Raw genomic sequence first — 19759 nt, 5'->3', positions numbered from 1 at the left:
CCCGCCGCCGGGCCTGACTCGATGAGGCGTACCGGCAGTTCTGCGGCACGCCGGCTCGGCACCAGCCCGCCCGAGGACGTCATCCAGAGGACCTGGCGATCGATGCCCTTTGCCGCGAACTCACGCTGCAGATGCGCGACGTGGCCGGCCATCTGCGGCCTGGTATAGGCGTTGACAACAGTCGTCGAGGCGCGATCGAACTCGCGCATCTCAGGGCAGACTTCGGAGGAGAGTGAGACAAAGATATCGGGGTCTTCTTCACGCAGCAGCGCTGCGACGCGCTGCTCGTGCTGCGGATATTTGTAGGCATGGAGAAGGCAGACGGCGACGGAGCGGATGCCCTTCTCCTTCAGGCGTCCGGCGATTTCGCGCACCGTCTCTTCCTCGAGCTCGGTCATGACAGAACCGTCGGCTGCGATACGCTCCTTGGCACCGAAGCTGTTTGCGCGGGTAACCAGCGGGTCGGGATATTTGATGTTCAGGTCGTAGAGGTCGTAGCGTCCTTCGTTGCGGATTCGCAGCATGTCCTGAAAGCCGTCGGTGGTGACGAAGCCCGTCTCGACGCCCTTGCGCTCGAGGACCGCGTTGGTAACGACGGTGGTGGCGCCCAGCACCTGAAGGTTCTCGATGGCGATGTTGCCGGCGAATTTTTCCAGCAATTCGGACACACCCTGTACGACTGCTTCCGCCGGGTTCTTCGGCGTACTCAGGACCTTGTGAAGGTGAAGCTCGCCCTTGTCGTCCAGGAGCGCGAAGTCGGTAAAGGTACCGCCCGTGTCGAAAGCCAGTTTTGCCATGTTGTCCTCGAAGCGACTGTTCGGCGCGGCAGGCGCCGCTATGCGGATCCGATGCCCGGACCCGGTGTCTGCTTGGAGGTTAGGGGAATGCCCGGCGCGTTGGCTAACACAACTACAGTCTGCCGCTATAGGGTTTGCTTATGGCGGATCGGAGATGTGCCGTCAGACTGCCGTTGCGAGGATCGGCCGCCGGCTAGGCCGGCCTGATTCCGGGATGGTGACTGCTCATGAGCTTGCCCACGACATCGAGGAGAACCGACCGTGCAGCGATGGCAGGTTCCGACAAGGGAAGATGATCGGCGACGCAGAGCGACACGGTCGCGTCGATCACCGGTTTCGTCAGCGCCCTCACCTGTGCGCCTGAAAAGATCGCCGTCTCCGTGACCACCGAAGCCGGGAGAATGGTCGATCCAAGCCCATCGAGGACCGCCGCGCTGAGAGCCGGGACGGATTCGATTTCCGAGACGACATCAGGCGTGGCCCGAGCTCTCGCCAGGGCGTCGTCGATCAGCCGCCGGAGCAGATGTGCCTTGCTGGGAAGAAGCAGCGGGATGTCCTGGAGGGCAGAGAGGGGAAGCGGCGCGTTGCTATCCCCAGGGAGTTGGATGCCCGGCGGGGAGACGAGGAACATTTCCTCGCGGAACAATGGCTGCAGGGTGACGCCCTTGATCGGGGCGGCGGCATAGATCAGCGCCATATCCATCTTACCTGTCATGATCAGTTCGCTCAGGATCTGGCCGAAACTGTCATTGATGTGGACGACGATATGGGGATGCCTGGCTTTCATCTCCTTCAAGATCGGCAGCGACAAGGCGCTTGACGAGGAATAGGTCGCAAGCCCGATCGAGACGCGGCCCGCCACCGACTTGGCGGCCTGATCGATGTCGACCTGCGCCTGCTCGATCTGCTTCAACATCAATTGCGCATGCCGATAGAGGATTAGCCCCGCTTCCGTCGGCGTAATGCCGACATTGCTGCGGATGAGAAGCTTGTGCTTGAAGTGCGCCTCGAGAGCGGCAATCTGCTGCGACAGCGCCGGCTGGGCCGTCCGCAGAAGGCTTGCCGCTCGCGATACGCTGCCCGTATCGACGATCTTTACGAAGCTCTTCAATTTTCGGAAATCGACGCTCATGGCCACCGGCTTCTTGTTTCACGAGAAAACGTAAAGCCTGCGGCCGGAGGGACGCAAGTCCCACCGGCCTTTTGCGGTTAACGCAGGCCGGCAACAGCGCGTTCGATGCGATCACATGCTTGCGTAATTGCCTCCATCGACGTTGCGATCGAGAGGCGGAAATGAGGCGATATCCCGTAGGCGGCACCCTGCAGCGCCGCGACCCCGACGCCATCCAGCAAATAGAGCACAAAATCAAGGTCTGTCTCGATTGTCTTACCTTCGGGTGTCTTCTTGCCGATGACACCGGCGCAGTTCGGAAACAGATAGAAGGCCCCATCCGGCACCAGGCAGGAGAGGCCAGGCACGGCATTGAGCCGTGAGCACGCATAGTCCCGGCGCTCTTTGTAGACCTTCACGCTTTCCGCGACGAATGACTGATCCGAAGACAGCGCATAGGCGGCTGCGGCCTGACTGACCGACGATGGGCAGGACGACATCTGCGACTGCAGCTTGTTGATGGCTGCGATCAAGGCTGCCGGACCCGCCGCGTAGCCGATACGCCATCCGGTCATGGCGTAGGACTTGGAGACGCCGTTGGTGAGCAGAACACGCTCCTTCAGTTCCGGCACGACGGCAACCAACGTCGTCATCGGCTCGTCCTTGAACCAGACCTGGTCGTAGATATCGTCGGAAAGCACGAGGACATGGGGATGGCGCAGCAGCACCTCGCCGAGGGCTTCGAGCTCGCTCCTGTCATAGGCTGCGCCCGTCGGATTGGACGGCGCGTTGAGAACCAACCACAAGGTCTTCGGCGTGATCGCCTTTTCCAGAGCCTGCGGCGTCAGCTTGAAGCCCGCTTCCTGCGGGCATTCGACGATGACCGGCTTGCCTTCGTTGGCGATGACCATATCGGGATAGGAAACCCAGTATGGTGCGGGGATGATCACCTCGGCATCGTTTTCCACGCTCGCCATCAGCGCGAGAAACAGAATCTGCTTGGCGCCGCCGCCGACGCAGATTTCGTTGTCCGCATAGCTGAGGCCGAGCCGGCGCTTGATATCGCCGATGATGGCGTTGCGCAGCGCCGCTGTGCCGTTGACGGCGGTATATTTCGTTTCGCCCCTGTCGATGGCCGCGTGCGCCGCGGCCTTGATGTTATCAGGCGTGTCGAAGTCCGGCTCGCCGACGGTCAGATCGACAATATCGCGACCTGCTGCCTTCAGTTCGCGAGCCCGGGCTGCCGCAGCCGTGCTTGGCGAAACCTTGATTCTGGACACACGCGATGCAGGCACGAAAGTGCTCATGGGGATTTCCTCGATTGTGATTCCTTGAGAGGCGAAATCGCCTCAGTGGACGGCTTCGGTTTCGCCGCGCATCTTCCCGGTCAGGAAAAGTTCGCCGAGCTCGTCATGGGTGATGTCTTTCGGCAGGCCGTCCCAGATGACTTTGCCAAGTCTCAGAATGACCGCGCGCTGGGCCACCTCCATGGCTTTCTTGGTGTTCTGCTCGACGAGCAGGATCGTCATGCCGTCCGCGTGAAGGCGAAGAAGCTCGTCGAAGACGATACCGATGGCGGCCGGCGAAAGCCCGACCGACGGCTCGTCGACCAGCAGTACCTTCGGCCGCTGCAGCACCGCCATCGCCACTTCGAGCAGTTGCTGCTCGCCTCCGGACATATTGCCGGCGAGTGTCGCGCGCCGCTTCTTGAGGATCGGAAAGAGGTCGTAGACGTAATCGCGGTCAGCCTTCACCTTGGCGTCGCGGAGGGTATAGGCCGCCATCTGAAGATTCTCATCGACGCTCATGACAGGAAAGTTGCAGCGCCCCTGAGGCACGAAGGAAATCCCCTCGCCCAGAATGGCGCGCGACTTGCAGCCCGCAATATTCTTGCCGCGCCAGTCGATGCTTCCCTGCTTGATGGTCGTCATGCCGTAGAGCGTTTTGAGAAGCGTGGACTTGCCCGCCCCGTTCGGCCCCATGAGCGCCACGAACTGTCCCGCGGGCACGTCGAGATCGACGCCGTTGAGGATATCCAGATTGCCATAACCTGCACGCAGGTCGCGGATTGAAAGGTTCGAATTACCCGCCAAGATAGGCCTCCCTGACGCGCTGATCCTGTATGATGTCGCCGGGCAAGCCCTCGACGAGCTTGGCTCCCTGGTCGAGCACGATGACACGCTGGCAGATGCTGGTGACGACATCGATATTGTGCTCGATCACCAGAAAGCTCACGCCGAGCGACTTGTTGGCATAGAGGATGGTGTCGACGACGCGTTCGATGATCTTCGGATTGATTCCGGCCATCGGTTCATCCAGCAGGATGAGCTTTGGTTCGGGCATCAGCATAGATGCGAACTGGATGAGCTTCTGCTGTCCGCCCGACAGATTGCCCGCCGGCTGATGACGCACATCCCAAAGGCCCGCCATCTTGATGAGGTCGCGGGCTCTCTCCCTGAGGCCATCGATGCGCTGGCGGGACATCTTTCCGAGACCGAAGGTCGATGCGATGGAGGGGAAGGTGAACATCTGACCGGCAATGACCAGGTTCTCCTCGACATCGAGCGACTTGAAGGTGACGGTCTTCTGGAAAGATCGCAGCATGCGGCCTTCCCTGGCGATGCGGTTCAAGGACCAGCCGGTTATGTCCTGTCCATCAAGGACCACCGTGCCGGCGTCCGGCTTTGCAAGTCCGGTGCTGCAATCGAAGAAGGTTGACTTGCCGGAACCGTTCGGTCCGATCAGACCTGCGATCTCACCTCGGTCGATGTGAATGCTGACATCGTCGACAGCCTTGACCGCGCCATAGGACTTGCTGAGGTTCTTGATCTCGAGAAGGGGAAGATGACTGGTCATTTCGCGCCTCCGATTGCATTCCAGAAGCGATTGATGAGTGGCGCGCAGCCCTTCTTGAACCAGAAAACGAGGACGAGAAGGCAGACGCCATAGGCGATCATGCGCAGTTCGGGTGTAATGCGCAGCGCCTCCGTCAGCCCGACAAAGAGCAGGCTTCCGAACACGGTGCCGGAAATCATGCCCGCTCCACCTCCGAGCACGATGATCAGCATCGTGGTCGAATAATACATCTGGAAGGTCAGTGGGCTGACGACCGTCAGGTAATAGGCGTAGAGGCCGCCGCCGATCCCGGCGAACACCGCGCTGATCATGAAGACGATCAGCTTGTAGTGCCATGTGGGAACGCCGAGAGATTCGGCGAGGGTTTCGTTCTCACGGATCGCAACCATGTTGCGCCCGGCGGGCGAGCGGACGATTGCCCAGACGGCGAAGGTGGCGAGGGTCCCGATGATCAGGGCAAGATAGTAGAAGTTCGTCGTGCCTGATACCGTGAACGAAAGCGGGCCTAGTTCGAAATAGGGTTTTGGAATGCTCGATAGACCCATGTCGCCGCGGGTGAGCGAGATCCAGTTCTTGGCGATGGCCTGGCCAATGATCACGAAACCCAGGGTACACATGACAAAGGACGTCGAGCGCAGACGCAAGGCGGGAATGCCGAGCGGAAGGGCAAGGGCCCCCGAGACGGCGCCAGCAGCGATGAGATTGACGTAGAACGGCGTTCCGTAGGTGACGGCGAGAAGACCTGCCGTATAGGCGCCGATGCCGAAGAACGCGGCCTGGGCCAATGACAGAAGACCGGTATACCCTACAAGCAGATTGAGCCCGTGTGCTGGAAGCATGAAAATCAGGGCGATGATCAGGGAATGGGTGATGTAGCGGCTGCCGATGAACGGCGCGGCGAGTGCTAGGACAACCAGGACTGCGGCGAGCGGTATGCGAAGGTCGCGCCTGCGTGCCTGTTGAGCGGTTTCCGTCAGAGACATGTCGAGTCCTCGGTCGTTCGAGAAAGGTCGGCGGGCGCAGCTGCTAGAAGCGCGCCTGCGTCGAAAAGAGGCCATGCGGTCGCCACATCAGCATCAGGATCAGCGTGGCGAAGCCGACGGTGTCGCGGAATTGCAGGCCGACATAGGTAGCGACCAGGCTCTCGGCAACGCCGAGGATCATCGCCGCGACGAAAGTGCCGCGCACATTCCCCAAACCGCCCATGATAATGATCGGCAGCGTCTTGAACGTGATCAGTTCGCCCATGCCGCCATACACGCTGACGTTGACCGGCGCTGTCAGAACACCTGAAAGCGCGGCGAGTGCCGCCCCCAGCATGAAGGTTCGAAGCACCACCTGCGGCACATCGATGCCAACGACGCTGCAGCACTCGACGTTCTGGGAAACGGCGCGCATCGCCATTCCGAGGCGGGTGTAGCTGACCATCAGTTCGAGGCCGATGAACACCAACAGGCAGACGACGAGAATGAGAATGCGCTGCTGGGCCAGACTGAAGCCCAGGATGGAAACCGGTTCGATATAGCCTCCGGCGAAGAACTTGTAGCCTCCGCCGAAGACGAGAATGATGGTGTTCTGCAGGATCAGCGCGATGCCAAGGGTGGCGAGCACGCCCGACTCCGCGGGTGCGCCGACCATCCGGCGCATGACGAGTTGCCCGACCACATAGGCAACTGCGATTGTCGCAAGAACCCCCACGACAATCGAGGCTTCGTAGGACAGGCCGAGATAGTCGATCGAAAACCAGGCCCCGAATGTGCCGAGCATGTAGTACTCGCCGTGAGCAAAGTTGATGGCTCTCAGCACGCCGAAAATCATGGTCATGCCGACGGCGACGATTGCGTAAACGGAACCAGTGATGATTCCATTCACAGATTGCTCAACTATGGTCGAGAGCATGGGCGTACTCCTCCCGGCAGATTAGTTGGCAGGATATTGAATGTCCGCGGTATATGCACCTTTGATGCTCGGCTTGCCGTTCTCGATCTGCAGCAGGATCATCGGCAATCGGGCCTGGTTGTGGTCGTCGAAAGTGACTTCGCCGACCGGGCTCTTATATTTGATCTTGGAGAGTGCGTCGCGAACCTTCACCTTATCCGCGCTGCCGGCCTGCTTGATCGCCGCTGCGAGGAGATTGACGGTATCCCAGTGAACGTAAGCGTGGTTATTCGGGGCTTCGTTGTAGGTGGCCGTGAACTTCTCGACGAAAGCCTTGCTTTCGGGCGAGTCGAACTGCGGAAGCCATGCGGCGGCCTCGACGGCACCTTCGAGCGCCGACGGGGCTGACTTGATGGTCTTTTCCGTGTTGAACTCGCCATTACCGATCAGCGCGACCTTGCCGGCTATTCCGAGTTCGATCATCTGGCGGGCGATGATGGGCGTCGTATCGGCGAGGCCGTACATGATGATGGCCTGGGCGCCATTGTCGCGGATCTTGGCGAGAACGCTGCGGAAGTCGACTTCGCCTTCCTTGTAGTAGTCTTCACTGAGGATCTCTCCCTTGAAGTCAGGCAGGTATTTCTTCGTGAAGGTGATCGCCGAGCGGCCATAGTCGCTGTCGACCGAGAGCACCGCAAACTTGGTAAAACCGCGCTGCTCTGCAGCATATTTGGCGACGATCAGCGCCCGGTTCTCATCTGTCGGATAGTTGCGATAGGTCCACTTAAAGCCGCCGACGCCGGCCTGGTAGGTGATCTTCGGATTGGACGACGCCGCATTCAGGAGAAGCACTTCGGCATCTTCCGCGACGGGCTGAATGGCGAGCGTCACCGAGCTGGAAACATCGCCGATGATGAAGTCGACGCCATCCTGGTCAATCAGACGACGGGCGGCCGAGACGCCTTCGACCGGCGTGCCCTGGCTGTCGGCGTTGAGGAGTTCGATCTTCATCCCATCGATGCCGCCGGCATCATTGATGTCTTTGACGGCGAGTTCGGCTCCATGCATCGAAAATGCGCCGTAGCGCGCATTCGGACCGCTCATCGGCGCAACAAGTCCGAGTTTGATCGTCCCGTCCGCTGCCAGCGCGATCGCTGGCAGGCCGGAAACGGCAACCGACAGCGAAAGGACTGCAGTAGAAATGAAAAGTGCTCTGCGGCTTACGGTAAGTTTCATGTTCCCACTCCATGTTCTCGGGTGCAAACGCTTGGCATATGGCCCAGCGTAGTCCTGACCGCTTTCCGCGGTTCTTGTTGTGTCAGCCCAGCGCTGACACCGTCACAGTAGGTTCAGGAAAGCGTCGCTGGCCAACACAACTCCACTCTGCCGCTATAGCGTTTATTTATAGCGAACCGATCGATTCGGCATTGCGGGAACGGCTCACCGTCCAGCCGGATGAGCCGTCGGGTGATATAATCGTCGTGAAAGGCTGCGGCGGCAATGCCGTCGGGGCAGCCAGGTGCGCGTAGACGCGTCGGCCGAGCGGATTCGATTGCTCATCGCCCGCCGAGCAGAGTTGTGAGTTCCACGACGCGTTTTAAAAGGTCAGTTGCACCTTGCAGGCGGCCGCGCGGTCGCCGGCGAGGATGAAGGCTGCGTCGGCTTGTTCGAGCGGCAGGCTGTGGCTGATGATTGGACGCACATCGATCTTGCGGCTGGAGATCAGCTCGACGGCGGTCGCGAATTCCTCGTGGAAGCGCTGCGTTCCGTGGAGTTGTAGCTCCTTGCCAACGATGGCGTTGAGAGGGATCGGGACGTCTCCTGTGACGCCGACCTGCACGATCGTTCCGCGTGGTCTGATCGCGGCAATCGCGCCGCGGATGGCCGGAGCGGCGGCCGAGCATTCGAAGACGAGGTCGAAATAACCCTTTCCCGCCTCGTATTCCGCAAGCGCCTGGGCATTTTTGGAAACATTGATGGTGCGGCTGGCGCCCATCGCTTCGGCCCTGGTGAGCGCCGCATCCGCGAGATCGGTCACCACGATCTCGCTTGCGCCATGATAGGAGGCGACGGCAACCATCAGGGCGCCGATCGGGCCGGCGCCGGTGACCAGCACCCGTTTGCCTGTAATATCCCCTGCGCGCGATGCCGCGTGCAGGCAGACGGATAGCGGTTCGCTGCAAGCCGCTTCCGCTGCCGTCGTCGCTGCTCCAACCTCAAAGCACTGCTTGGCCGGCACCACCAGCCATTCCCGGAACATGCCCTGCTCATGCGGCAGGCGCATCGCGCTGCCCATGAAGCGCATTTCCAGGCAGTGGATCGGCATGTTTTTCTCACAATATTCGCAATGCCCGCAGGGTTGGCTGGGATTGACCGCCATTAGCGTCCCAGCCTTCAGATCGACGCCCTCGCCCGCTTGGCTCACGGTCCCCGAGGCCTCGTGGCCGGGTATAATCGGCTCGCGAACCCGGACCGGCCCGAAGCCGCCATCCTGATAATAATGCAGGTCGGAGCCGCAAATCCCTGCGGCCGCCATTTTGAGAAGCACCTCGCCGGGACCAGGGGCCGCAACCGTATCGGTCTCGATCCTGAGATCGCCCTTTTGGTAAAGCCGTGCCAGACGTGTCCGCATGGTGTCCATCCTTATCTCAACAGTCCAAGCTGCTGAGGCAGCCACAGCGATACGGCAGGGACGAAGGTGATCAGGATCAGTGCCAGGAAGAGCGGCACCAGCCAGGGCAGGATCGCCATGGTCGTGCGTTCGACGGATAGTTTCGCGACCCTCGACAACACGAAAAGCACCATGCCGAGCGGCGGGTGCAGCAGGCCGATCATCAGGTTCAGCGTCATGATGAGACCGAACTGGACGGGATCGATCCCGAATTTCAGGACGATCGGCAGAAGGATCGGCACGAGGATGGTGATGGCCGCGATCGTGTCCAGGAAGCAGCCGACGAAGAGCATCAGCAAGTTCACGAGGATCAGGAAAACCCATTTATTGTCGGTGATCGACAGGATCGCATCGGACAGCAGCTGCGCCGCCTGGCTCACCGTCAGCAGCCATGCAAAGACCGATGCCGCGGTGACGATGAAGAGAACGGATGCCGTCGTCTCGATCGTATCGAAACTTGCCTTGGCAAGTGTCGAGGGTGTCATCGTACGGTAACGCACCAGACCGAGGAACAGAGACCAGAGGACGGCTGCGACGGCGGCCTCCGTCGGCGTGAACCAGCCCATCGTCATGCCGCCGATCAGGATGACGGGCGTCATCAGCGCCATGACGGCGGAGAAGCGGAAATACCAGTCGAGGGCAAGAAGCAGGGCAAGGGCAATGCCCGCCGCAACATTCATCGATACGCCCGCCTGCATCAGCAGATAGATGGCCAGCGGCACCGCCAGGACGACGACGATTTCCATCCCCGCCGACAGCAGCTGTCTCACATCGAACGGCGCGTCCGAGCCCCAACGCTTCCAATAGGCGAAGGCGGCGACAGTGATCATCATCAGCAGCGTCATGACGACGCCGGGCAGGATGCCCGCCATGAAAAGAGCGCCGATCGAGACATTCGCCATCATGCCGTAGATCACGAAAGGCAGCGACGGCGGGAAAATCGGACCGAGCGTTGCCGAAGCCGCCGTCACGCCGACCGCTGCCTCGACCGGATAGCCGTGATCCTTCATCGCCTTGATCTCGATCGTGCCGATACCGGCCGCATCGGCAAGCGCCGTGCCGGACATGCCGGAGAAGATGACCGAACCGATGATGTTGACTTGCGCGAGACCGCCCTTCATCCAGCCGACGAGAGCAACGGCAAAGGAATAGATGCGGCCGGTGACGCCGGCCGAGTTCATCAGGTTGCCCGCGAGGATGAAGAAGGGCACGGCGAGCAACGGGAAGCTTTCGACACCGGCAATCATGCGCTGGGCGACGATGATGTCGGGCGCGACGCCATAAAGGACGATATAAAGCACGGATGCGACGGCCATCGAGATGGCAACGGGCACCCCGACCAGCATCAGCACCAGAAACGAGCCAAGAAGAAGTAGCATCGGATCAACCCTCTACGGTCTGGAATTCTTCGGGGCGCTCCAGAACGGAGTAGCCGCGGCGCATATTGGCGATGAAGACGACGACTGCGCGGATCAGCATCAGTGCAAAGGCGACGAGAACGGCGTAGAAGACGATGTTGCGCGGCAGATCGATGGTGACCATCTGCTCGTCCGCCACGATGTCGACGTAGCGCCACATCAGATGGCAGCCATAGGCGAAGAAGCCGATGCGGACGATATCGACAAAAGTGGCGAGCACGCGCGCCAGGCCTGCAGGCATATAGTGATAGAACACATCCACCTGGATATGCCGCGACGTGCGCACGCACATGACGGAACCGAGAAAGACGACGCCGATCAGACAATTGATCGCGATTTCCTCAGTCCATGCGTAGCTGTCGTTCAGCACATAACGCGTGAAGAACTGCAGGAACACGCAACCCGCCATCAGCCAGAAGACGATCAGCGTGATCCAGTCTTCAATGGCGTAGTCCGAGACGTTTGCGGTCGGAGCGTGCCCTTCGAACTCGTGACCGATTTCTTCGGCCGTGATTTGCGTATGAATTTCTTGCGACATGATCGGCCCTGTTCCAGTTCGGAATGAAGGAGCGCGGCGCCTGCAGCAACCAAAGTGTTACAGCGTCCTTGCGCGTCTGAAAGACGCGCGGCGCTGTAAGGCGCCGCGCCGCGAGTTTTACTGGATCGCGCGGATTGCTTCCCAATCGGCCTTCTCGTAGCCGAAATCCTCGAACTTGACCTTTTCCATCACGGCCTTTTCGAAATCGGCCTTGTCGACCTCGGCGACGTTCAGGCCTTTTTCCTTGAAGGTCGCAATAAGACCGTTTTCCTTGCCGGCGATCGTCTTGCTGGTGCGCTCGGCGGCCTCCTGCATGACCTCGCCGAAGATCTTCTTGTCCTCGTCGGAAAGGCTCGCCCACCGCGTCTTCGAGATCACGGTGTTGAGGTGATCGACGATGTGGCCGGTGAGGATGATGTTCTTCTGGACTTCGTAGAACTTCTTCGCCTCGATTGTCGTCAGCGGGTTTTCCTGTGCCTCGACCGTGCCGTTCTGCAAAGCGAGATAGACTTCGGCAAAGGCGATCGGCGTCGTGTTGGCACCGCAGGCGCGCGGCATGGCGAGATAGGCCGGAACGTCAGGCACGCGGATCTTCAAGCCTTGCATATCGGCGCATTTGGCGATCGGCTTGTTTGATGTCGTATGGCGCGTGCCGTAATAGCTGACCGCAGCGATGTGGTTGCCCGTCTTGTCTTCATAGCCTTTGGCAAGACGCTTGAAGACATCGCTCTTGGTGTAGGCGATCAGGTGATCGGGACCGCGGAAGATATAGGGAAAATAAGTCACGCCGATCGGTTTGTAGTCGCGTGCAGCAAAGCTCGATCCCGAGATGATGATGTCGACGGTCCCGAGCTTGAGGCCCTGGTTGATGTCGGCTTCCTTGCCGAGCTGCGATGCAGGATAGACCTCGATCTTGTAGCGCCCGTCGGTGCGCTTGTTAATCTCTTCTGCGGCCCATACGGAATCCGTGTGGAAGGGCTCGGACGTTTCATAGACATGCGCCCATTTCAGCACTGTCTGGGCCTGCGCGATCGCGCTACTCGCCATGATCGCGGCTGCGGTGCAAAGTATCGTTGCCAGTCTGCTTTTCATTGCTCTCTCCTCCCGAGCTTGGGTTAAGTCTTGGTCGTTCCTTTCGACGGCCGCTTGTTGCGTCCGCGCTCCTCTTCCCCCGAAAACTCCTCCCCGAAGCTCTCGGAAAACCTCTTCTGCGACATTGTGAGATGGGCGCGCATGGCCGCCTTGGCGCCGGCGGCATCGCCGGCGGCGATCGCGTCGCGAATGGCCCGATGCTCGTCCAGGGCGCTGCGCCATGTCGTGGGCCCCTCGAAGTGGCTGGCGAGCTTCGCGAAATATGGGGTCATGCGCATGTCGAACATCTCGCCCGTCACGCGGATCAATGTCGCATTGCCGACGATGGCGGCAATGCCGGTGTGGAAGGCGCGATCGGCATCGAGCACTGCGATCGCATCGTTGACCACACCACCCATGCGCGTCAGCGTTTCATCGAGCAGAGCAATATCGTCCGGCTTGGCGCGGCCTGCAGCTTCTTCGGCGATGGCGCATTCGATGAGGGCTCGCGCCTGCAGCAATTCGAAAGGCCCCTCCACCGGCTCGCGCTCGGCCCCGGCGACGGTCGCTGCATGCTGGCGCACCACATAGATGCCCGATCCCATGCGGATGTTGACGAGGCCTTCGACCTCCAGGACGATCAGCGCCTCGCGGACGGTCGGGCGTGAGACCGAGAGTTGCTCCGCAAGATCGCGCTCAGCCGGCAGCCGCTGGCCGACGGCAAGCTCACCGCTAGCGATCATCAAGCGAATCTGATCCGCGACCTGTCTATAAAGACGGCGTGATTCAACAGGCGAAAACATCGTGGCCTCCCCGGCGAGCTCTCCTCAAGCGCGCAGCTGGTCAACTGGCCTGACCAATTAGGATATGAATATCATCGCGAGAGTTGTGCGTCAATCCGCCGCATAAACTCAGAAGGAGAGCTCAGATCATAGGCGAAGCCCGGCGCAGAAAACCCCGCCGAAGCGGGGTTCTTTGCGAAGAAGGTGATCAATTGTTATGCGCTGCGCAGGCCTCGTCCATAGGCGTGGCGTTGCTTGTGCCGCCTTGCGTTTGAAGATTGCTTGAGTTGTTGACCGGGTTGGGGCACTTGGTCCTGCCTGTTTTCATCGTGCCACCGGTCGTGGAGTTTGTCGTGGTGGTGTCGGTTCCCATCGGTGTTTTGACCTTCCCGCCACTCTGATCGACGTGGTTCTTGTCGATCGTGGCCCCGGCCGGCGCCGGATTGGATTGGGCGAAAGCAGATGTGGCCATGCCAATAGCGAGAAGCGAAGCTGCTACGAGTTTCATACGCATCTGACGTCCTCCTTGGGATCGTTGCGTGATGATTCAGAACCTCGCCGGCGCGTCATTGTTCCGCATGTGCTGCTTACAAATAGGCGAAACGGGGTTGCCAGCAGCAGCTTCGCGTTGCCCCACTACATGTACTGATAGTAATCCATCCTAATCTCTACCAAGCAGCGTCCAATGCTGACATATCGTGTCACCAGCGCTTGCTAGAACCGTTTCAGCCAGACATCACCAACGAAAGGACATGACCCCATGGCTGAACACACTGGGCGCGCGACAGCAATTGCCTGCACCTATGTCGAAGCGATCGCAAGCAAGGACATCGACACTATTCTTGAAGTCTCAGCCGAGGATGTCATCTGCACGTCGCCGATCGGCAAACTGAACGGTACGCAAGCGTTTCGCCGCTTCCACGAGGGCTTTGCGCGCATGATCAAAAGCGTGAACATTCTTGCGGTCTACGGCGATGATGATCAAGCCGTCATCGTTTATGAGGCCGAAACCCATCCCGTTCCGCACGCTGTCACTGTGGAGCTCATCACGATCAGCGGCGGGAAGATCGCATCCACCGACGTGATCTACGACTCGGCGCCGTTTGCCGAGTACATGGCGACGGTCAAACGGCACTGAACTTGTTAGCCGGAAGTTTTCGAATGATCACCATCAAGGCGGCAACGGGCACCCCTGCCCGTGCCGCAGACGAGGGTAGGCTGAGGCTTCCGGTTTCCGAAATCGTACCGTTGAGCGATGGGATAGAGACGCCGACGGCTCTGCAACATGGCCGCAAGAGCAACGGAAAGGTCCTGGAATTGAAACCGATGCTCCGAAGCCCCTTCGGCGGCTCCGACAGAAGCTGTGCTAAGATATGGTCATGTCCCAGAGCCAGAGATTGTTCGAAATTCTCCAGATTCTCCGCCGCCATCGCCAAGCGGTCTCTGGGAACTATCTCGCGCAGGAAACGGGCGTTTCCCTGCGGACGATCTACCGGGATATCTCGTTGCTGCAATCCATCGGCGCGGAAGTCGAAGGGGAACCCGGTTTCGGCTATGTGCTGAAGCCGGGCTTCATACTGCCGCCTCTCATGTTCTCGGAAGCGGAGATCAAGGCGATCACGCTGGGCGTGCAATGGGTCACCCGTCAGACGGACGAGGATCTACGCGCGGCGGCGCAGGACGCCCTTGCCAAGATCGAAGCAGTGCTCCCGTCGGAACTCCGTCATGGATTGACCGATAATGATCTCCATATCGGCTTCCCCTCGCTGCCGGCACCCGCAATCAGCCTCAAGGTCCTGCGTCAGGCCATGCAGCAGCAGATGAAGCTGCGGATCATCTATAGAGATGCCAGTGATGCCAACAGCGACCGCATCATATGGCCGATTGCGGTCGCCTTCTTCGATTCTAGGCGGATCATCGCCGGGTGGTGCGAACTGCGACAGGATTTCCGGATGTTTCGCGCCGACCGTATCCTCGAAGCAGCACTCCTGGCCGATCGCTATCCCGGAAAGAGGCGGGAATTGGTCAAGCAATGGCGGGAGCAGGCTCAAGAAGCACGCGATGCGGTAGCACAGGAGACTAGCTAATTCAGCGCCAGCCAACGGCGATCGCCGAGTTCGTGAAAATTACTTCGCGTAAAGCGCTCGCGACCGCTCGAGATGCTTGAGCAGTGCCGTTTCCGAGCCATCCACGTCGTTTGCCGCGAGGCGGTCGACGATTTCGTCGTGTTCGGCGAGCGTGAATTTTTCCTTGCCGGTCCAGATCAGCATCTCGGTATGATATTCCTTCAGCCAGGCAAGCATCGCTTCGCTGACGGCGACGTAGATCGGATTGCCTGATATCTGGGCGATGCGGGTGTGGAATTCCATGTCCGCGTCGATGAACTCTTCGGCCCGTCCAAGCGACATTCGCTGGCGTTCAATGATGTTCCTGAGGTCGGCGATATCATTTGCGGAGGCCCGCTGCGCGGCCTCCCGCGCCATGCCCCGCTCGAAGAAGATGCGGGCGCTCTTGAGGTATTCCAACGAGTCCGACGATTGTGACAGCATGATCTTGGCGGTCAGATCGACCTGGCGGAATATCGATTTTGCCGTCAGCCTGAGGACCTTCGCCCGCTCACCGTGCGAAATGTTGACGAGACCTTTGTTGGCAAGGGACTGCATGGCCTCCCTGATCGCCGGCCGGCCGACGCCGAAGCGTTCCATCAGTACGCGCTCGGAGGGCATTTCGTCGCCGGGCTGAAGTTCGCCCGACGTGATCATTCGCTCAAGTCGATCAAACACTTCGTCAGAGAGTTTCCGGCGGACGATTTGTTCGAGGGGCTGTGTCATCACATCTCGCTGGCTCAAAATATTTCCTCCTAACAGTTTTCCGGGTCGAGAACAAAGCTGCCGGCGAAAATTGCGGATCCGAAGATTCTACTTTTCATAAGTTGGAATACTCATTATACCAGATCATGAGTTGACGCCATGGCAATGTGGCGGCGAGAGGAGCAACCGTCCGTTTCATGATGATTAACCTGACCTATCGTATCGAAACGCCCGGCAGCGTCGAGGCGATGGCGGACAAGATCGCGAGCGACCAGTCGACCGGCACCTTCGTGTCCGTTCCCGGCGAAACCGAAGAGCTGAAGTCGCGTGTTGCCGCCCGCGTGCTGGCAATCCGCCCACTCGAAGATGCGCGTCATCCGACCTGGCCCGAGGTCGCCCCCGGCACGCTGCTCAATCGGGCCGATGTCGACATTGCCTTTCCGTTGGAGGCGATCGGGACCGATCTTTCGGCACTGATGACCATTGCGATCGGCGGCGTTTATTCCATCAAGGGCATGACCGGCATCCGCATCGTCGACATGACGCTGCCCGACGCCTTCAAAAGCGCGCATCCCGGACCGCAGTTCGGCATTCCTGGAAGCCGCCGCCTCACCGGCGTCGAAGGCCGCCCCATCATCGGAACGATCGTCAAGCCGGCGCTTGGCCTCAGGCCACACGAGACGGCGGAACTCGTCGGCGAGCTGATCTCATCCGGCGTGGACTTCATCAAGGATGACGAAAAACTGATGAGCCCGGCCTATTCGCCGCTCACGGACCGCGTTGCGGCGATCATGCCGCGCATCCTCGATCACGAGCAGAAGACCGGCAAGAAGGTCATGTATGCCTTCGGCATCTCGCATGCCGACCCCGACGAGATGATGCGCAACCACGATATCGTCGCCAAGGCCGGCGGTAACTGCGCCGTCGTCAACATCAACTCGATCGGCTTCGGCGGCATGAGCTTTCTGCGCAAGCGCTCGAATCTGGTGCTGCACGCGCATCGAAACGGTTGGGACGTGCTGACACGCGACCCCGGCACCGGCATGGATTTCAAGGTCTACCAGCAGTTCTGGCGGCTGCTGGGCGTCGACCATTTCCAGATCAACGGCATCAGGGTCAAATATTGGGAGCCGGACGACAGCTTCGTCTCATCCTTCAAGGCCGTCAGTACGCCGCTGTTTAATGCCTCCGATTGCCCGCTTCCGGTTGCCGGGTCGGGCCAGTGGGGAGGGCAGGCGCCGGAGACCTATCAGCGAACCGGCCGGACCGTCGATCTTCTCTATCTCTGCGGCGGCGGCATCGTCAGCCACCCCGGTGGCCCGGCGGCCGGCGTTCGCGCGGTGCAGCAGGCCTGGCAGGCCGCAGTCGCAGACATCCCGCTGGAGATCTACGCCAGGGAGCACCCGGAACTCGCCGCCTCGATTGCAAAATTTAGCGACGGCAAGGGTGCGTGACCGCGATGGATGGACTTCTCGTCAGCTATTACGGCGATGACTTTACTGGCTCCACCGATGTGATGGAGGCCCTGGCCTCGAACGGTGTGTCGACCGTGCTCTTCCTCGATGTTCCGACGCCGGAACTGCTCGCGCGCTTTAGCGATTGCCGGGCAATCGGCATTGCCGGGACAAGCCGCAGCGAGACGCCCGCATGGATGGGAGAGCACCTTACGCGCGCTTTCGAATGGCTGAATTCGCTTGGCGCCGCCATCTGCCACTACAAGGTCTGCTCGACCTTCGATTCCAGCCCCGAGATCGGCAATATCGGCAAAGCGATCGAAATAGGCCGTTCGGTCTTCGGGCAATCCGTCGTGCCGGTTATCGTCGGCGCGCCGCAACTGAAGCGTTATACGGCATTCGGCAACCTCTTTGCCGCTTACCAGGGCCGGGTCTTTCGCATCGATCGCCATCCTGTCATGAGCCGTCATCCGGTGACCCCGATGGACGAGGCGGACCTTGCCGTTCACTTGTCGAAGCAAACCCTCCTTCCCGTCCTGGTCGCCGATCTTATCGCGATCACCGCGGCTGACGCCGATGCGCGTATCGACGGTCTGGCGTCAGCCTCCGAGGGGATTCTGCTCATCGATGTCGATTCCGAGGCGACGCAGGAGGCCGCGGGTCGGCAGTTGCTTCGTGTCGCCAGCCGCTCGGGGAGCTTCGTCGCCGGCTCCTCGGGGGTCGAATATGCCCTGCTCAGCGCATGGCGGCGGAGCGGCTTCATCGGCGAAAGCAAAGCCGAGTTTCCCGATATCGGCCCGGCCGACCGCCTCGCCGTCGTGTCGGGCAGCGTATCGCCGACGACCGAGCGCCAGATCCGGACGGCTGTCGAGAATGGCTTCGAGAGTATCGCGCTCGATCCGCTTGCACTGGTCTCGGAGCAAGGCGAGGGCGCGGTGAGTGCTGCGGTAGAGGCGGGAACCGAGAAGCTCAGGCAAGGCAAGAGCGTCATTCTTTACACGGCGCTTGGACCATCCGCAGACCGCGGCACCGACATCGACAAGCTTCCGGGTGCGCGTCACCGGCTCGGGAGCGCGCTCGGCACGATCTTGCGTCGTCTGATCGAGAACGAGAGGCTTTCGCGTGCGGTCGTCGCCGGCGGCGACACGTCCAGTCACGCACTCAGGCAGTTGAAGATCGACGCGCTGACGACGCTTCTTCCGCTTCCCCAGACACCGGGTTCTCCGCTTTGCCTGGCGCATGGCGACTATCAGCCGACCAACGGCCTGCAGATTGCGCTCAAAGGCGGCCAGGTCGGGACGGACGGCTATTTCGTCCAGATCCGTGAGGGGAGGAAGCACTGATGGTTTCCTCCGGCATCGGCAGAAATGTGCGATCGCGGAAAAAGTGATTCCAACAATTAAGTAGTGATATGGTGATTGACTCATCATACCAGTATATGATCCTATCAAAAACGGAACAGGTGAGGAAAACATGACTAAGATTGCCCTCTTCGGCGCAGGCGGAAAAATGGGATACCGGCTTGCCAAAAACCTCAAAGGCTCGCGTTTCGAGGTGCGCCATGTCGAGGTGAGCGACGCAGGCAAGGCCCGTTTGAAGAATGATCTCGGTCTTGATTGCTTACCCGTCGATGCCGCACTCGATGGCGCCGATGTGGTGATCCTTGCCGTGCCGGATACGGCGATCGGCAAAGTGGCGGCAGGCATCGTCGATAAGCTCACATCAGGCACGATGGTGATCGCGTTGGACGCTGCGGCTCCCTTTGCCGGCCACCTGCCGAAGCGCGACGATCTTACCTACTTCGTCACCCATCCCTGCCATCCGCCGATCTTCAACGACGAGACGGAGATGCAGGCCAAGAAGGACCATTTCGGCGGCCTGTTCGCCAAGCAGCACATCGTCTCGGCGCTCATGCAGGGTCCCGAAAGCGCCTATGCGCTTGGCGAGGAAATCGCCAAACTCATCTGGGCTCCGGTCATGCGCTCGCACCGGGTCACGGTCGACCAGCTTGCCATGCTCGAACCGGGTTTGTCGGAAACCGTCTGCGCATCGCTGCTCGTCGTCATGCGGCAGGCCATGGACGAATGCGTGGCACGCGGCGTGCCTGAACAGGCTGCCCGCGACTTCCTGCTCGGCCATATGAACGTGCTCGGCGCGGTCATCTTCAAGGAAGTCGACGGCGTGTTCTCGGATGCCTGCAACAAGGCGATCGAGTTCGGCATCCCGGCGCTGATGCGCGACGACTGGAAAAAGGTATTCGAACCGCAGGAGATCGCCGAAAGCATCCGGCGCATCACCTGAACCGGCATGGGGAGGCGAGCCCTCCCCCTTCAACTGCCCCGAGGAGACGGGGTTAGCCGCTCCGGGGAGTCG

At 60.3% G+C, this 19759-nt stretch carries 20 protein-coding genes; 5 read left to right on the top strand and 15 right to left on the bottom strand.

The annotated features are described in order from the left end of the window. From MOV76_RS24085 to MOV76_RS24020, 14 genes are all read right to left on the bottom strand, one after another. On the bottom strand, positions 1-797 hold a 797-nt coding region (locus MOV76_RS24085), incomplete at its 3' end, for a hydantoinase/oxoprolinase family protein (RefSeq protein WP_247265437.1). A gap of 193 nt (positions 798-990) precedes the next feature. Beyond that, positions 991-1929, bottom strand: coding sequence for a nitrogen assimilation transcriptional regulator NAC (nac, locus tag MOV76_RS24080; RefSeq protein ID WP_018245436.1), 939 nt, complete (start codon positions 1927-1929; stop codon positions 991-993). A gap of 77 nt (positions 1930-2006) precedes the next feature. Then, positions 2007-3215, bottom strand: coding sequence for an aspartate transaminase (locus tag MOV76_RS24075; RefSeq protein ID WP_247265436.1), 1209 nt, complete (start codon positions 3213-3215; stop codon positions 2007-2009). Positions 3216-3257: 42 nt separating this feature from the next. Beyond that, on the bottom strand, positions 3258-4001 hold the full coding sequence (locus MOV76_RS24070) for an ABC transporter ATP-binding protein (protein ID WP_247265435.1): 744 nt from the start codon (positions 3999-4001) through the stop codon (positions 3258-3260). After that, positions 3991-4764 carry an ABC transporter ATP-binding protein gene (locus MOV76_RS24065; protein WP_018444571.1) on the bottom strand — a complete coding sequence of 258 codons (774 nt, stop codon included), beginning with the start codon at positions 4762-4764 and terminating at the stop codon, positions 3991-3993. The genes MOV76_RS24070 and MOV76_RS24065 overlap by 11 nt, the downstream gene beginning before the upstream one ends. Continuing rightward, positions 4761-5747, bottom strand: a complete 987-nt coding sequence (locus MOV76_RS24060) for a branched-chain amino acid ABC transporter permease (RefSeq protein WP_247265434.1) — start codon at positions 5745-5747, stop codon at positions 4761-4763. Before MOV76_RS24060 ends, MOV76_RS24065 begins: the two co-directional genes overlap by 4 nt. Positions 5748-5790: 43 nt before the next feature. Continuing rightward, on the bottom strand, positions 5791-6663 hold the full coding sequence (locus MOV76_RS24055) for a branched-chain amino acid ABC transporter permease (protein WP_247265433.1): 873 nt from the start codon (positions 6661-6663) through the stop codon (positions 5791-5793). A gap of 21 nt (positions 6664-6684) precedes the next feature. Further along, entirely contained in the window at positions 6685-7878 is a 1194-nt protein-coding gene (locus tag MOV76_RS24050; RefSeq protein WP_018444574.1) for an ABC transporter substrate-binding protein, read from the bottom strand. A gap of 361 nt (positions 7879-8239) precedes the next feature. Beyond that, complete coding sequence (locus MOV76_RS24045; RefSeq protein ID WP_247265432.1) at positions 8240-9274, bottom strand: L-idonate 5-dehydrogenase; 1035 nt, start codon at positions 9272-9274, stop codon at positions 8240-8242. 11 nt (positions 9275-9285) lie between these two features. Next, positions 9286-10692, bottom strand: a complete 1407-nt coding sequence (locus MOV76_RS24040) for a TRAP transporter large permease (RefSeq protein WP_018480472.1) — start codon at positions 10690-10692, stop codon at positions 9286-9288. 4 nt (positions 10693-10696) lie between these two features. Then, the gene (locus MOV76_RS24035) at positions 10697-11269 is read right to left on the bottom strand and encodes a TRAP transporter small permease (protein WP_018245445.1); all 573 of its coding nucleotides are present in this window, start codon (positions 11267-11269) and stop codon (positions 10697-10699) included. Positions 11270-11386: 117 nt separating this feature from the next. Beyond that, a complete protein-coding gene (locus tag MOV76_RS24030) occupies positions 11387-12361 on the bottom strand; it encodes a sialic acid TRAP transporter substrate-binding protein SiaP (RefSeq protein WP_018245446.1) in 975 nt (324 codons plus the stop codon). Positions 12362-12384: 23 nt separating this feature from the next. Continuing rightward, entirely contained in the window at positions 12385-13143 is a 759-nt protein-coding gene (locus tag MOV76_RS24025; RefSeq protein WP_018245447.1) for a FadR/GntR family transcriptional regulator, read from the bottom strand. Positions 13144-13330: 187 nt separating this feature from the next. Next, positions 13331-13636 carry a hypothetical protein gene (locus MOV76_RS24020; RefSeq protein WP_247265431.1) on the bottom strand — a complete coding sequence of 102 codons (306 nt, stop codon included), beginning with the start codon at positions 13634-13636 and terminating at the stop codon, positions 13331-13333. Between the two features lie 246 nt (positions 13637-13882). Here MOV76_RS24020 and MOV76_RS24015 point away from each other — a divergent pair, with 246 nt between their 5' ends. Both MOV76_RS24015 and MOV76_RS24010 read left to right on the top strand, forming a co-directional pair. Continuing rightward, complete coding sequence (locus MOV76_RS24015) at positions 13883-14260, top strand: nuclear transport factor 2 family protein (protein WP_247265430.1); 378 nt, start codon at positions 13883-13885, stop codon at positions 14258-14260. 241 nt (positions 14261-14501) lie between these two features. Further along, entirely contained in the window at positions 14502-15209 is a 708-nt protein-coding gene (locus tag MOV76_RS24010) for a YafY family protein (RefSeq protein ID WP_247265429.1), read from the top strand. 39 nt (positions 15210-15248) lie between these two features. On the opposite strand, the gene MOV76_RS24005 is transcribed toward MOV76_RS24010, so the two are convergent. Next, positions 15249-15953 carry a transcriptional regulator NanR gene (locus MOV76_RS24005; protein WP_247265428.1) on the bottom strand — a complete coding sequence of 235 codons (705 nt, stop codon included), beginning with the start codon at positions 15951-15953 and terminating at the stop codon, positions 15249-15251. A gap of 176 nt (positions 15954-16129) precedes the next feature. On the opposite strand from MOV76_RS24005, the gene oiaX reads away from it, so the two are divergent. The 3 genes from oiaX to MOV76_RS23990 all read left to right on the top strand — a co-directional run bounded on the left by oiaX (position 16130) and on the right by MOV76_RS23990 (position 19687). Further along, the gene (gene oiaX, locus MOV76_RS24000; RefSeq protein WP_247265427.1) at positions 16130-17386 is read left to right on the top strand and encodes a 3-oxo-isoapionate-4-phosphate decarboxylase OiaX; all 1257 of its coding nucleotides are present in this window, start codon (positions 16130-16132) and stop codon (positions 17384-17386) included. Between the two features lie 5 nt (positions 17387-17391). Further along, positions 17392-18729 (top strand): four-carbon acid sugar kinase family protein, encoded by a 1338-nt coding sequence (locus tag MOV76_RS23995; RefSeq protein WP_247265438.1) that lies wholly within the window; start codon positions 17392-17394, stop codon positions 18727-18729. Between the two features lie 130 nt (positions 18730-18859). Further along, a complete protein-coding gene (locus tag MOV76_RS23990) occupies positions 18860-19687 on the top strand; it encodes a phosphogluconate dehydrogenase C-terminal domain-containing protein (protein ID WP_018245452.1) in 828 nt (275 codons plus the stop codon). The last annotated feature ends 72 nt before the right edge of the window (positions 19688-19759 follow it).

The organism is Rhizobium sp. PRIMUS64, assembly GCF_023006465.1.
Lineage (GTDB): Bacteria > Pseudomonadota > Alphaproteobacteria > Rhizobiales > Rhizobiaceae > Rhizobium > Rhizobium leguminosarum.
The sequence above is the reverse complement of the archived record's forward strand: the minus strand, read 5'-3'. Positions and strand labels throughout refer to the sequence as shown.